At 70.7% G+C, this 13,199-nt stretch carries 12 protein-coding genes; 10 read left to right on the top strand and 2 right to left on the bottom strand.

Annotated elements, in window-relative coordinates:
- Positions 1-76 precede the first annotated feature (76 nt).
- The 6 genes from ACFY0F_RS02645 to ACFY0F_RS02670 all read left to right on the top strand — a co-directional run bounded on the left by ACFY0F_RS02645 (position 77) and on the right by ACFY0F_RS02670 (position 4,632).
- Positions 77-514, top strand: coding sequence for a DUF3052 domain-containing protein (locus ACFY0F_RS02645; protein ID WP_388787770.1), 438 nt, complete (start codon positions 77-79; stop codon positions 512-514).
- A 137-nt stretch (positions 515-651) separates the two neighbouring features.
- Complete coding sequence (locus ACFY0F_RS02650; RefSeq protein WP_388787773.1) at positions 652-1,116, top strand: peroxiredoxin; 465 nt, start codon at positions 652-654, stop codon at positions 1,114-1,116.
- A gap of 159 nt (positions 1,117-1,275) precedes the next feature.
- Positions 1,276-1,851 (top strand): TerD family protein, encoded by a 576-nt coding sequence (locus tag ACFY0F_RS02655; RefSeq protein WP_388787776.1) that lies wholly within the window; start codon positions 1,276-1,278, stop codon positions 1,849-1,851.
- 113 nt (positions 1,852-1,964) lie between these two features.
- A complete protein-coding gene (locus ACFY0F_RS02660) occupies positions 1,965-2,540 on the top strand; it encodes a TerD family protein (protein WP_388787779.1) in 576 nt (191 codons plus the stop codon).
- A 120-nt stretch (positions 2,541-2,660) separates the two neighbouring features.
- Positions 2,661-3,800, top strand: coding sequence for a DUF475 domain-containing protein (locus ACFY0F_RS02665; RefSeq protein WP_388787782.1), 1,140 nt, complete (start codon positions 2,661-2,663; stop codon positions 3,798-3,800).
- Between the two features lie 91 nt (positions 3,801-3,891).
- Positions 3,892-4,632, top strand: a complete 741-nt coding sequence (locus ACFY0F_RS02670; protein ID WP_388787784.1) for a Tellurium resistance — start codon at positions 3,892-3,894, stop codon at positions 4,630-4,632.
- Between the two features lie 16 nt (positions 4,633-4,648).
- Here ACFY0F_RS02670 and ACFY0F_RS02675 read toward each other — a convergent pair whose 3' ends face one another.
- On the bottom strand, positions 4,649-5,440 hold the full coding sequence (locus ACFY0F_RS02675; RefSeq protein WP_388787787.1) for a TerD family protein: 792 nt from the start codon (positions 5,438-5,440) through the stop codon (positions 4,649-4,651).
- A 185-nt stretch (positions 5,441-5,625) separates the two neighbouring features.
- Between ACFY0F_RS02675 and ACFY0F_RS02680 the strand changes: the two genes are divergently transcribed.
- The 3 genes from ACFY0F_RS02680 to ACFY0F_RS02690 are packed head-to-tail and all read left to right on the top strand — an operon-like array spanning position 5,626 to position 10,407.
- Positions 5,626-6,792, top strand: coding sequence for an HpcH/HpaI aldolase/citrate lyase family protein (locus tag ACFY0F_RS02680; RefSeq protein WP_388787790.1), 1,167 nt, complete (start codon positions 5,626-5,628; stop codon positions 6,790-6,792).
- Positions 6,793-6,805: 13 nt separating this feature from the next.
- A complete protein-coding gene (locus ACFY0F_RS02685) occupies positions 6,806-9,595 on the top strand; it encodes a phosphoribosyltransferase domain-containing protein (RefSeq protein WP_388787793.1) in 2,790 nt (929 codons plus the stop codon).
- Positions 9,595-10,407, top strand: a complete 813-nt coding sequence (locus ACFY0F_RS02690) for an HAD family hydrolase (protein WP_388787796.1) — start codon at positions 9,595-9,597, stop codon at positions 10,405-10,407. The genes ACFY0F_RS02685 and ACFY0F_RS02690 overlap by 1 nt, the downstream gene beginning before the upstream one ends.
- 6 nt (positions 10,408-10,413) lie before the next feature.
- Here ACFY0F_RS02690 and ACFY0F_RS02695 read toward each other — a convergent pair whose 3' ends face one another.
- Positions 10,414-10,635 carry a zinc ribbon domain-containing protein gene (locus tag ACFY0F_RS02695; protein ID WP_388787798.1) on the bottom strand — a complete coding sequence of 74 codons (222 nt, stop codon included), beginning with the start codon at positions 10,633-10,635 and terminating at the stop codon, positions 10,414-10,416.
- A 343-nt stretch (positions 10,636-10,978) separates the two neighbouring features.
- On the opposite strand from ACFY0F_RS02695, the gene ACFY0F_RS02700 reads away from it, so the two are divergent.
- Entirely contained in the window at positions 10,979-13,177 is a 2,199-nt protein-coding gene (locus tag ACFY0F_RS02700) for a transglycosylase domain-containing protein (protein ID WP_388789159.1), read from the top strand.
- The last annotated feature ends 22 nt before the right edge of the window (positions 13,178-13,199 follow it).

The raw sequence follows: 13,199 nt of genomic DNA on the forward strand, positions 1-13,199 counted from the left end.
CCGTGTGGACTACGGCCAATGCTTCGCGCACGCGCGTGGCTGAGATACTCAACAAGACATGATCAGGAGGCAACCCGTGAGCGCGACCGCGGACCACGCGGAGGAGCGGACGAGCCCTGCCGTCAGGCTGGGGTTCCAGCCCGAGCAGGTGGTCCAGGAGATCGGCTACGACGACGACGTCGACCAGGAGCTCCGCGAGTCCATCGAAGAAGTCATCGGCAGCGAGCTGATGGACGAGGACTACGACGACGTGGCCGATGCCGTCGTGCTGTGGTTCCGCGACGACGACGGCGACCTGACGGATGCGCTGGTCGATGCCACCACGTACATCGAGGAGGGCGGCGCCATCCTGCTCCTCACGCCGAAGACCGGCCGTTCGGGGTACGTGGAGCCGAGTGACATCTCGGAAGCCGCGACCACCGCCGGACTGACGGCGTCCAAGAGCGTCAGCGTCGGCAAGGACTGGAGCGGCTCGCGCCTGGCGACGCCGAAGGCCGCGAAGTCCAGGAAGTAGATCTCGTCGAAGTAGATCTCGTCGCGGACGGCGGGCGGGCACGGGCCGACTCGGCCCGTGGCGCCCGCCCGCCGCCCGTGGTGGGCGCTGCGTAGGGTGTTCCCACCCGAACAGCCCCACCGAAGGGATGCAGGACGATGGCGATCCAGGTCGGCGACAAGGCCCCCGACTTCGAGCTGAAGGACAACCACGGCAGGTCCGTGAAACTGTCGGACTTCCGCGGTGAGAAGAACGTGGTGCTGCTCTTCTACCCCTTCGCCTTCACCGGCGTGTGCACCGGCGAGCTGTGCGAGGTGCGGGACAACCTGCCGCAGTTCGACGACCGCGACACCCAGGTGCTCGCCGTCTCCAACGACTCCATCCACACACTGCGCGTCTTCGCCGAGCAGGAGGGCCTGGAGTACCCGCTGCTGAGCGACTTCTGGCCGCACGGCGAGGTCTCCCGCGCCTACGGCGTCTTCGCCGAGGACAAGGGCTGCGCCGTGCGCGGCACCTTCGTCATCGACAAGGACGGTGTGGTCCGCTGGACGGTCGTCAACGCGCTGCCGGACGCCCGCGACCTGAACGAGTACGTCAAGGCGCTCGACACCCTCCGGTCCTGAACCCCCCGTTCCTCAACCCTCCGGTCCTGACCGACACCCTGCGATTCTTCGGTTGCAGGGACTGCGTGGGGCGGGAACCCGTCACTAGGATCGACTCGTTGATCCGGTATCCGACGCACGCGACGGGGCTCCCCGCCCCAGGACACCAATGGAGGACTCGTGGGAGTCAGCCTCAGCAAGGGCGGCAACGTATCGCTGACGAAGGAGGCCCCGGGCCTGACCGCCGTCATCGTCGGTCTGGGGTGGGACGTCCGCACCACGACCGGCACCGACTTCGACCTCGACGCCAGCGCGCTGCTGCTGAACAACTCGGGAAAGGTCGCCAGCGACCAGCACTTCGTCTTCTTCAACAACCTCAAGAGCCCGGACGGCTCGGTCGAGCACACCGGTGACAACCTCACCGGTGAGGGCGAGGGCGACGACGAGCAGATCAAGGTCAACCTCGCCGGCGTCCCGGCCGACGTCGACAAGATCGTCTTCCCGGTGTCGATCTACGACGCCGAGAACCGCCAGCAGTCCTTCGGCCAGGTGCGCAACGCGTTCATCCGCGTGGTCAACCAGGCCGGCGGACAGGAGATCGCCCGGTACGACCTGAGCGAGGACGCCTCCACCGAGACGGCGATGGTCTTCGGCGAGCTGTACCGCAACGGCGCGGAGTGGAAGTTCCGCGCCATCGGCCAGGGCTACGCCTCCGGCCTGCGCGGGATCGCCCAGGACTTCGGCGTCAACGTCTGAGGCACCCCGCCCGCTTCCTCCGGCGCCGCACCGTTTACGGTCGGCGCCGGACGTGCAGGACAACCGAAGAAGCAGCACCGGGCCGGGCAGGCCCCAAGGGGAGGACCAGCAACATGGGCGTCACGCTCGCCAAGGGAGGCAACGTCTCCCTTTCCAAGGCCGCACCGAACCTCACGAACGTCATGATCGGACTCGGCTGGGACGCCCGCTCCACCACCGGCGCCCCCTTCGACCTCGACGCCAGCGCGCTGCTCTGCAGCGGTGGGCGGGTGCTCGGCGACGAGTGGTTCGTCTTCTACAACCAGCTCAAGAGCCCCGACGGCTCGGTCGAGCACACCGGTGACAACCTCACCGGTGAGGGCGAGGGCGACGACGAGTCGATCCTCGTCGACCTGCCGAAGGTGCCCGCCCACTGCGACAAGATCGTCTTCCCTGTCTCCATCCACCTGGCGGACGAGCGCGGCCAGACCTTCGGCCAGGTCTCCAACGCCTTCATCCGGGTCGTCAACCAGGCCGACGGCCAGGAACTGGCCCGCTACGACCTGAGCGAGGACGCCTCCACCGAAACCGCCATGATCTTCGGCGAGCTCTACCGCTACGGCGGCGAGTGGAAGTTCAGGGCCGTGGGTCAGGGGTATGCGTCGGGACTGCGGGGCATCGCTCTGGACTTCGGGGTCAACGTCTCCTAGGCCTGGCCGGAACGCCCCTCCTGGCCCGGCTTGAGGGCCACGTTCTAGACTTCGTGGTCAACAGTTAGTAAAGCCGAGTACGGCCCGGGGCGGACTCGTACCGACACGATGGGGTAAGCAGTGCTTCTCAAAACCTTCGGCTGGTCGTTCGCGGTCACCGCGCTCGGTCTGGTCGCGGCGATCTTCTACGGGGGGTGGGAAGCCTTCGGCATCGTGGCGATCCTCGCCATCCTGGAGATCTCGCTGTCCTTCGACAACGCGGTGGTCAACGCCGGGATCCTGAAGAAGATGAACGCCTTCTGGCAGAAGATCTTCCTCACGGTCGGCGTCCTCATCGCGGTCTTCGGCATGCGGCTGGTCTTCCCGGTCGTGATCGTCGCGATCAGCGCCAAGATGGGACCCGTCGAGGCCGTCGACCTCGCGCTCAACAACAAGGACCACTACCAGCAGCTCGTCACCGACGCCCACCCGGCGATCGCGGCCTTCGGCGGCATGTTCCTGCTGATGATCTTCCTCGACTTCATCTTCGAGGACCGCGACATCCAGTGGCTGCGCTGGATCGAACGCCCCCTCGCCAAGCTCGGCAAGGTCGACATGCTGTCGGTCTGCATCGCGCTGATCGTCCTGCTGATCACCGCCTTCACCTTCGCCACCCACGCCCACCAGCACGGCGGCGCGCACGTCGACAAGGCGCAGACCGTCCTGATCGCCGGCATCGCCGGCCTGATCACCTACATGGTCGTCGGCGGGCTCTCCGGCTACTTCGAGGACAAGCTGGAGGAAGAGGAGGAGCGCGAGCACGAGGAGGAGGAAGAGGCCGCCCGCACCGGCAAGAAGAAGTCGGCGGTGGTCCTGGCCGGCCAGGCCGCGTTCTTCATGTTCCTCTACCTGGAGGTCCTGGACGCGTCCTTCTCCTTCGACGGCGTGATCGGCGCGTTCGCCATCACCAACGACATCGTGCTGATGGCACTGGGCCTGGGCATCGGCGCGATGTACGTCCGGTCGCTCACCGTCTACCTGGTCCGCCAGGGCACCCTCGACGACTACGTCTACCTGGAGCACGGCGCCCACTACGCGATCGGCGCGCTGGCCGTGATCCTCATGGTCACCATCCAGTACGAGATCAACGAGGTCATTACCGGTCTCGTCGGCGTGGTCCTGATCGCCTGGTCCTTCTGGTCCTCCGTCCGCCGCAACCGCGCCCTGGCGGCCGCGGAGGGAAAAGCGGACGACAAGGCTGAGGTCTCGTCCGGGGTGTGACACCGCCCCGAGTGAGGAACGCTCTGAGCGGGGCGGCCGTCGATGGCGGCCGCCCCGCTCACCTATGTGACCCGAGGACCTGGGGGCGGGAATGGGTTTCTTCGACGGGCTGCTGGGAGCCCGTGCCGACGACTTCGACTCCGGCAGTGCCGCGAGCGGCTCCATCAAGCTCACCAAACGGCATCACCAGGTGTCCCTCACCAAACAGGGAGCGGCCACCGGCCATCTGCGCGTCAACCTGACCTGGCGGATGCGGACGTCCGACCTGGACGGCGCCGGACCGCGCACGAGCCTGTTCCGCGACCCCTTCAAGGCGCTCAAACCGGCGGAGGTCCTCGGGCACGGCCAGAGCATGGTCAACGTCGACCTCGACCTGGGCTGCCTGTACGAGCTGATGGATGGCACCAAGGGCGTCGTCCAGCCCCTCGGCGGCTACCTCGGGGACGTCAACGCCCCGCCGTACGTGAAGCTCAGCGGCGACGACCGGTTCGGCTCGGCGTCGGGAGAGACGATGTACGTCAATCTCGACCACCGGGAGGACATCAAACGGCTGCTGGTCTTCGTCTACATCTACGACCAGACCCCGGCGTTCGACCGCACGCACGCGATCGTCACCCTCTACCCGAGCAACGGCCCCCGGATCGAGATCGGCCTGGACGAACGCCACCAGCAGGCCCGCTCCTGCGCGGTGGTGATGATCGAGAACGTCAAGGGCGAGCTGGTCGTCCGGCGCGAGGTGAAGTTCGTGTACGGGTTCCAGGCCGAGCTCGACCGGCTGTACGGGTGGGGGCTGCAGTGGGGGCGCGGCTACAAGACCAAGGTGGAGAAGTGACCCGCGCCGCGCCCGGTCAGCGCCCGACGAACTGCGGTCCCTGCGGCGGCAGCCGGAAGTCCGGGTTCAGGTCCGGGAGGGCCGTCGCCGCGGGCGGGTAGCCGTACGTCGGCCTGCTCGCGGACTGCGGGTACCCGTAGGCCGGCTGTGTGGTGGCGGGCTGCGCCTGCGGATAGCCGTACGCGGGCCGGGACGGTCCCGGGTTCGTCGGCTGCTCCGGTGGCAGCGGCTGGGACGGGGAGGGATCCTCCTCGTCCGCCGCCTCCGACTCGTCCACCGAGATGCCGAAGTCCGTCGCCAGGCCCTTCAGGCCGTTGGAGTAGCCCTCGCCCAGCGCGCGGAACTTCCAGCCCTCGCCGCGCCGGTACAGCTCACCGCAGATCAGCGCCGTCTCGGCGCCGGTCTCCGGCTTGATGTCGAAGTGGGCCAGCGGCTCCCCTTCGGGGACGGCGGCGTCGTACAGCAGGATGCGCAGCGCCTGTACGTGGTCGAAGGGGACGCCGTCCGCCGAAGCGACCAGCAGAATCCGGCCGACACCGGACTCGACACCGGCGAGATCCGTCTGGATCGTGTCGGTGAGGCCCTCGGTGACACGCTTCTTGCCGAGCCGCCACACCTTCCCCGAGGGGTGCCGGGGCTGGTTGTAGAAGACGAAGTCCTCGTCGGAGCGCACACGACCGTCGGGGCCGAGGAGCAGCGCCGAGGCATCGACGTCCGGGACCCCCTGCCCGGGCGCCCAGCGCAGCACGGCGCGCACCGTCGTGGCTTCGAGCGGGACGTTCGACCCCTTCAGCATCGCGTGCGTCATGCGGTCATCCTGCCCTCTCGGTCCTGGTCACGACAATGCGGGGTCCGACTGCGGAAATGAACGCGCACGCCCGCCGTAACTTGAAATTCATGGCCCGGGGGAACTCGGGCCATGGAGAACTACGTACTATTACCGGCCACCTGTTCGCCAGATCACAGGTTCACCTTGCGCCACGGGGGAGTTCCATGCGTCATTTCGGGCACATCGCCCCTGAGGTGCGGCAGCGCCTCTTCCACCAGGAGCCCTGCGAGTTCACCGCCGACTCGCCGGCCCGGCTGCTGTCGGCCGCCCTGGGCGCCACGCTGTACAGCCCGGCCACGCGGCCGCGGCTCGCCGACGACATCGTCAAGCAGGCCGGCAACGGCGTGGTCTCGATGGTGCTGTGCCTGGAGGACTCGATCGACGACGCGGACGTCGGGGCGGGCGAGGAGAACCTCGTACGGCAGTTCGCCGACCTGGCCGCCCGGGACGGCGCCGAGCCGCCCCTGCTCTTCATCAGGGTGCGGGCACCCGAGCAGATCCCCGACCTGGTCCGCCGCCTCGGGCCCGCCGTCCGGCTGCTGTCCGGCTTCGTCATGCCCAAGTTCACCGAGGAACGCGGCATCCCCTTCCTGGAGGCGCTGGCCACCGCCGAGACGGCGAGCGGACGGCGGCTGTTCGCCATGCCGGTGCTGGAGTCGCCCGAGCTGCTCTACCTGGAGTCACGGGTGGACGTTCTGGCGGGGATCTTCCGCGCGGTCGACAAGTACCGCGACCGGGTGCTCGCCCTGCGCCTCGGTGTCACCGACTTCTGCTCCTCCTACGGGCTGCGCCGGGCCCCCGACATGACCGCGTACGACGTGCAGATCGTCGCCTCCGTGATCGCCGACGTGGTGAACATGCTGGGGCGGGCCGACGGCACCGGGTTCACGGTGACCGGGCCGGTGTGGGAGTACTTCCGGGTGCCCGAGCGGATGTTCAAGCCGATGCTGCGGCACAGCCCCTTCCTGGAGGGGCAGGCCGTGGAGCTGCGCGAGCGGCTCATCGAGCACGCGATGGACGGGCTGCTGCGGGAGATCTCCCTGGACCAGGCCAACGGGCTGCTCGGCAAGACCTGCATCCACCCCTCCCACGTACTTCCCGTGCACGCGCTGTCCGTGGTCAGCCACGAGGAGTTCAGCGACGCGGCGGACATCCTGCGGCCGGAACGGGACGGCGGGGGTGTCCTCCGGTCGGCGTACACGAACAAGATGAACGAGGTGAAGCCGCACCGCGCCTGGGCCGAACGGGTCATGCTGCGCGCCGAGGTGTTCGGCGTCGCCAACGAGGACGTCGGCTTCGTGGAGCTGCTCGCCGCCGGGATCCCCGGCTGAACACAAGGGACGCATGAACAAGCCAGTGAACGACGAGGTCTGGTCCGGCGCCTGGGTCACCGAGCGGCTCGGGGTCGAGCTCAGGGGCGACGACGCGCTGAGGGGCCTGCTGGGGCTCGCCCTGCGCCGCAACCCCAAGCGGGCCCACCTGCTGGTCTCCCATGTGCTGGGCAAGCACATACCGCAGTCGCCCGCGGTGGTGTACGGCCACGGGGTCGCCCTGGGCCGCCGGGTCCGGGACCTGCTCGGGGACGAGGAGGCGGCCCGGGCGGTCGTGCTCGGTTACGCGGAGACCGCCACCGGCCTCGGCCACTCGGTCGCCGACGGGCTTGGCCTCGCGCCCTACCTGCACTCCACCCGTCGCCCGGTACCCGGCGTCGCCCCGGCGGGCGGCTTCGAGGAGGCCCACTCGCACGCCACGTCGCACCTGCTGCTGCCCGAGGACCCGGCCCTGCTGGCCGGCGACGGCCCGCTGGTCCTCGTCGACGACGAGTTCTCCACCGGCAACACGGTCCTGAACACCATCCGCGAGCTGCACGAACGTCACCCCCGGGGGCGGTACGTCGTGGTCGCGCTGGTCGACATGCGCTCCCCGCGGGACACGGCCCGCCTGGCCGCCTTCGCCGACGAGATCGGCGCCCGCGTGGACCTGGTGGCCGCCGCCTCGGGCACGGTGCTCCTGCCGGAGGGGGTACTGGAGAAGGGCCAGGCCCTGGTGACGCGCTACGAGTCGGCTGCGCCGGGGGTGTCCGGCGGGGCCGGTGCCGACGGTCTGCCGGACGGCCTTCCGGCCGGCGGGGACGAGGCGGGTGCGCCGGGTGAGGCCGCAGTGCCGGGCCTTCCGGCGCGTCCCGGAGCGGCCGTGGCGGGCCGGCGGGCTGAGCCGGTCGCACCCGGGGTGGGTGCTGGGGCGGCGGAGCGGGTGGCCCGGGTCGCCGCGGCGGCGGACCGTGGGGCGGCGGCCGCGGGGATCGCGCCGCAGGCGCCGGTTCCGGGGGGCCGGGCGGTCGGCGCTGCGGGCCTCGGTGACGTGACCGGCGGGGCTGGGACGGTCGACGCCCCGGGGACCGGGCCGGCCGGCCCTGAAGCGGGTGCCCGAGTGGCCGGCGCGGGGCCGTGCGGTCGCGTCCGGCGCGTGCCGCTCGGGTGGCCCGTCGGGCTGCCCGACGGGGGTCGGCACGGGTTCACTCCCGCGCACCGGGACCGGCTGGAGGAGGCGCTGCCCGCCATGGCCGCCCGGGTCGCCGAGGCGCTGCCCGGTGACGCACGCCGGGTGCTCGTGCTCGGGTTCGAGGAACTGATGTACGCCCCGCTGCGGCTGGCCGAGGCGCTGGAGCGGACGGCGGAGGGCGAGGTGCGGTACTCCACCACCACCCGCTCGCCCGTCCTCGCGGTCGACGACCCCGGCTACGCGATACGCAGCCGAATCGTCTTCCCCGCCCATGACGACCCCGCCGACGGCCCCGGCGAGCGCTACGCCTACAACGTCGCGGGCGCCGGCTTCGACGCGGTCGTCGCCGTCGTCGACTCGGCCGCCGACACCCCCGCACTGCACGCCCCGCAGGGCCTGCTGGCCCGGCTGGCCGAGCACGCCCCGCACGTCCTGCTCGCCGTCGTACCGTCGTACGCCCCCGAAAGGCACCCCATGCTGCCCGAGCCCCTCCGCGGCCCCGCCTTCTCCTCGTACGCGCCGGAGGAGGTCGGCTGGCTGTTGCAGGACCTCTCGGACGTGACGCTGGAGGCGCCGACCGAGGAACGCGAGGAGGCGATCCAGAGCGGCGGGGCGCACTACGCCGAGTCGCTGCCGGTGGAGTACCAGCCGAGCGAGCAGTACCAGGCCCTCTTCCACGCCGCCCTGGAGACCTCGGCCGCCCGGATCGCCCACGCGGTCGGGGTCGTGACCGAGACCGTGATCGCCGAGCGCTCACCGCGGCCCGTCCTGGTCTCCCTGGCCCGCGCGGGCACGCCCGTCGGCGTGCTGATGCGCCGCTGGGCGCAGTTCCGGCACGGCCTGGAGCTGCCGCACTACGCCGTCTCGATCGTGCGCGGCCGGGGCATCGACGCCAACGCCCTGCGCTGGCTGGCCGCCCACCACGACCCCCGGGACGTCGTCTTCGTCGACGGCTGGACCGGCAAGGGCGCCATCACCCGCGAGCTGGCCGACGCGCTGGCCGCGTTCGAGGCCTCCGACGGGATCACCGGCTTCGACCCGGAGATCGCGGTGCTGGCCGACCCGGGCTCGTGCGTGCGGACGTACGGCACCCGCGAGGACTTCCTCATCCCCTCCGCCTGCCTCAACTCGACCGTCTCCGGTCTGATCTCCCGCACCGTGCTGCGCGCCGACCTGGTCGGACCGCACGACTTCCACGGCGCGAAGTTCTACCGCGAGCTCGCCGGCGTGGACGTGTCCGTGGCCTTCCTGGACGCGGTGTCCGCCCGCTTCCAGGCCGTCGCCGACCGCGTGGACGAGGCCGTCAAGGACCTGGCGGCCGGTGACCGCACGCCCAGCTGGGAGGGCTGGAAGGCGGTGGAGCGCATCAGCGAGGAGTACGGCATCCACGACGTGAACCTCGTCAAGCCCGGCGTCGGCGAGACCACCCGCGTGCTGCTGCGCCGCGTGCCGTGGAAGATCCTCGCCCGGGCCGGGGCGGGCGCCGACCTGGACCACGTACGCCTGCTGGCCGAGCAGCGGGGCGTGCCCGTCGAGGAGGTCGACGAGCTGCCGTACACCTGCGTCGGCCTGATCCACCCCAAGTACACGCGCGGTGCGACCGGCGCCGACGGCAGGGCGGTGAACGTCTGATGCCGGTGCTGGTGGCGAGCGACCTCGACCGGACCCTGATCTACTCCGCGGCGGCCCTGGCGCTGACCATGCCGGACGCCCGGGCGCCCCGTCTGCTGTGCGTGGAGGTGCACGAGAGCAGACCGCTGTCGTACATGACGGAGACGGCGGCCGGACTGCTCACCGAGCTCGGGGACACGGCGGTGTTCGCGCCGACGACCACCCGTACCCGGAAGCAGTACCAGCGCATCAATCTGCCGGGCCCGGAGCCCGAGTACGCGATCTGCGCCAACGGCGGCCATCTGCTGGTGGACGGCGTCTCGGACACCGACTGGCACCGGCAGGTCACCGACCGGCTGGCCGGCGAGTGCGCGCCGCTCGACGAGGTCCAGGAGCATCTGCTGAGGACCGCCGACCCGGTGTGGCTGCGCAAGCACCGCGTCGCCGAGGATCTCTTCGCCTACCTGGTCGTGGAGCGCGAGCTGCTCCCCGAGGAGTGGGTGAAGGAGCTCGCCGCCTGGGCGGAGAACCGCGGCTGGACGGTCTCCCTGCAGGGGCGGAAGCTCTACGCCGTGCCGGGGCCGCTCACCAAGAGCGCCGCCGTCCGGGAGGTCGCCCGCCGCACCGGCGCCGACCTCGTCCTCGGCGCGGGCGACTCGCTCCTCGACGCCGACCTGCTGCTCGCCGTGGACCGGGGCTGGCGCCCGGGCCACGGCGAGCTGGCCGACACCGACTGGACGGCCCCCGGGATCACCGCACTGCCCGAGCGCGGGGTGCTGGCGGGGGAGCGGATCACCCGGGAGTTCCTCAGGACGGCCAGGGCTCACCGCTAGGTCGGCTCAGCCGCAGCAGCCGCCGCCGCAGCACCCGCCGCCACCGCCGCCCGCGCGGGGCGCGGGTGCCGGGGCGGCCGCCGATCCGCCGACCGCGACGGTGGACAGCAGCTTGACCGTGTCGTCGTGCCCGGCGGGGCAGGTGGCCGGCGCGGCCGACTCGGCCATGGGGCGGCTCATTTCGAAGGTGTCTCCACAACTGCGGCAGCGGTACTCGTAACGAGGCATGCGGCTAGGCTAACCGGCAGCAGCGTGACATTCGCAGCTCAGAGTTTCATGAGTGTTGGTTTCCGTCCCGCACTTGTGAGGAGATTCTGCGAAGATCGCTGCTAATTTGTGAGTGCCGCGAGGAGCCGCAAGACCGGAGCAAGACCGGGGGAAGAGGGGGGCCGGACGTCGCGTGAGCGGCGGTCAAGTCCACACCCGCTGAGTCTCACCCGCGCGCAAGAACGTAGTGCGGAGGGAGACAGGAGTGACCCAGGCAGGTCAGGGGGAGGGCGTCCCGGGGCAGGGCCGTCGCCCCCGGGGGCGCCGGGCCGCGCCGGACGTACGGCCGTCGGCCGACCGGGCGATGCCGCCCGACGAAACCATGCAGCTCAACGTGGACGCCCTGCGCAGGAACACCCCCGGTGAGGACGCCGGCGCCCCCGCGCCGCCGAAGCCGGACCAGACCATGGCGTTGCGTGTGCTCCGGTCCAACGACCTCCCCCGCACGCCCGGCCGGCGGGCCGACCGCCGCAAGCCGCGCGGCAAGGCCGCCCCGCCCCCGGCCGTTGCCCGTGCCACCGCCACCGCCGCACGGCACCTCGCACCGCTCGCCGCCCGAATATCCCCGTACGCCCGGAAACTGAGGCCGGTCTACCCGCGCCCGGGCCGCACCGGCTGGCGCCGCTGGACGCCCTCCTGGCGGCAGTGGCTGGGAGCGTGGCTGACGGCCTTCGGCCTGACCGGTGTGTTCATGGTCGCCGCCTACGCCACCACCGACATACCGGAGAACCTCAACACGTACGCCACCCAGCAGGACAACGTCTACTTCTGGTCCGACGGCACGCCCATGGCCCGCACCGGCTGGGTGCAGCGGCAGGCGATGCCCCTGAAGGACATACCCGAGGACGTCCGCTGGGCGGTGCTCGCCGCGGAGAACGAGAACTTCTACACCGACCCCGGCATCTCCTTCAAGGGCATCACCCGGGCCCTGTGGCGCACGGTGGGCGAAGGGGACACCGAGGGCGGCTCCACGATCACCCAGCAGTACGTGAAGAACGTCTACCTGACCCAGAACCAGACGGTCAGCCGCAAGTTCACCGAGGCGATGATCGCCCTCAAGCTCGACAACAGGATGAGCAAGGACGACATCCTCGAGGGCTACCTCAACACCAGCTGGTTCGGCCGCGGCACCTACGGCATCCAGCGCGCGGCCCAGGCCTACTACGGCAAGGACGTCAGCAAGCTCAACGCCTCCGAGGCCGCCTGCCTCGCCGGCCTGCTCAAGGGCGCCGGCCTGTACGACCCCACGCTCAGCAAGGCCAACCACCAGCGCGCCGTGGAGCGCTGGTCCTGGATCCTCGACCGGATGGTCAAGATCGGCAAGCTGTCGCCGCAGGAACGGGCGAAGTACACGAAGTTCCCCGACCCGCTGAAGAGCAACCCGCTGTACGACACCGGTGAGCAGAGCGACTACCTGGTGGAGCTCGCGTCCCAGTACGCCAAGAAGGCCGCGCACATCACGGACAAGCAGTTCGACCTCGGCGGCTACCAGATCTATACGACCTTCGACCGCAAGCGGGAGAACGCGCTCACCAAGGCCGTCACCCAGGCCCGCGAGCAGGCGAAGAAGGACCACCCCGCAGAGGCGAAGGCCGCGCACTACGGAGCCGCCTCGGTCTCCGCCGACGGCCGGATACTCGCCGTCTACGGCGGCCCCGACCACCGCACCCAGGGCTACAACGAGTCCAACGCGACCACCGTGCAGGCCGGTTCGGCGTTCCAGCCGTTCGTCTACGCCGCCGGCCTGGAGCACGGCGTCGTCAAGGAACGCAACGGAATCCCGGCCCCCATCACACCCGAGACGGTCTACGACGGCGACGACGGCCACATCGTCACCACGCCCGAGGGTCCCTACTGGGACCGCAGCGGCAAGCGGGTCAAGGCCCACAACGACGGCGGCAAGTCCTATGGCGACATCACCCTGGACCAGGCGCTCGCCCGGTCGGTGAACGCACCCTTCATGCAACTCGGCATGGACGCCGGCCTGGCCAAGGTGACCCGGACCGCCGAGGCGGCCGGGCTGCTCCCCTCCAGCATCGGCCCGCAGGTGCCCGCCCTGTCCATGGGCAACTCCACGCCCAGCGCCATCCGGATGGCCGGCGGGTACGCCACGTTCGCCGCCTCCGGCAAGCACACCGAGCCGTACTCGGTGCGCCGGATCACCCGCAACGGCGCCGAGGTCGCCGTGGCCACCCCGCGCGCACACCTCGCGGTCGGCACGGAGGTGGCCGACGACGTCAGCCGGGCGCTCAGGGAGTCCTTCCGCATCGCGCACCCGAACGGTGCGCCCGCCACGGCCCAGGTGGCAGGGAAGGCCGGCACCACCGGGAACGACACCGCCTCCTGGTACGCGGGCACCGCCTCCTCCGTGTCCACCGCGGTCGTCGTCTACCGCATCGACCTCGCCAAGTCCCTCGAACCGCTGCCGCTCAAGGGACTCGCCGGCACCACGACCGACAGCGTCCCCTACACCGTCTGGTCGGGCGCCATGGGATTCGGCTGACCCGTCGGTCGCCTCCCGCAAC

Source organism: Streptomyces sp. NPDC001544, from assembly GCF_042894285.1.
GTDB lineage: Bacteria > Actinomycetota > Actinomycetes > Streptomycetales > Streptomycetaceae > Streptomyces.

Coding starts and splice junctions, on each gene's coding strand:
- ACFY0F_RS02650 (WP_388787773.1), top strand. CDS start 652: ATGGCGATCCAGGTCGGCGACAAGGCCCCCGACTTCGAGCTGAAGGAC.
- ACFY0F_RS02660 (WP_388787779.1), top strand. CDS start 1,965: ATGGGCGTCACGCTCGCCAAGGGAGGCAACGTCTCCCTTTCCAAGGCC.
- ACFY0F_RS02670 (WP_388787784.1), top strand. CDS start 3,892: ATGGGTTTCTTCGACGGGCTGCTGGGAGCCCGTGCCGACGACTTCGAC.
- ACFY0F_RS02675 (WP_388787787.1), bottom strand. CDS start 5,440: ATGACGCACGCGATGCTGAAGGGGTCGAACGTCCCGCTCGAAGCCACG.
- ACFY0F_RS02680 (WP_388787790.1), top strand. CDS start 5,626: ATGCGTCATTTCGGGCACATCGCCCCTGAGGTGCGGCAGCGCCTCTTC.
- ACFY0F_RS02685 (WP_388787793.1), top strand. CDS start 6,806: ATGAACAAGCCAGTGAACGACGAGGTCTGGTCCGGCGCCTGGGTCACC.
- ACFY0F_RS02690 (WP_388787796.1), top strand. CDS start 9,595: ATGCCGGTGCTGGTGGCGAGCGACCTCGACCGGACCCTGATCTACTCC.
- ACFY0F_RS02695 (WP_388787798.1), bottom strand. CDS start 10,635: ATGCCTCGTTACGAGTACCGCTGCCGCAGTTGTGGAGACACCTTCGAA.
- ACFY0F_RS02700 (WP_388789159.1), top strand. CDS start 10,979: ATGCCGCCCGACGAAACCATGCAGCTCAACGTGGACGCCCTGCGCAGG.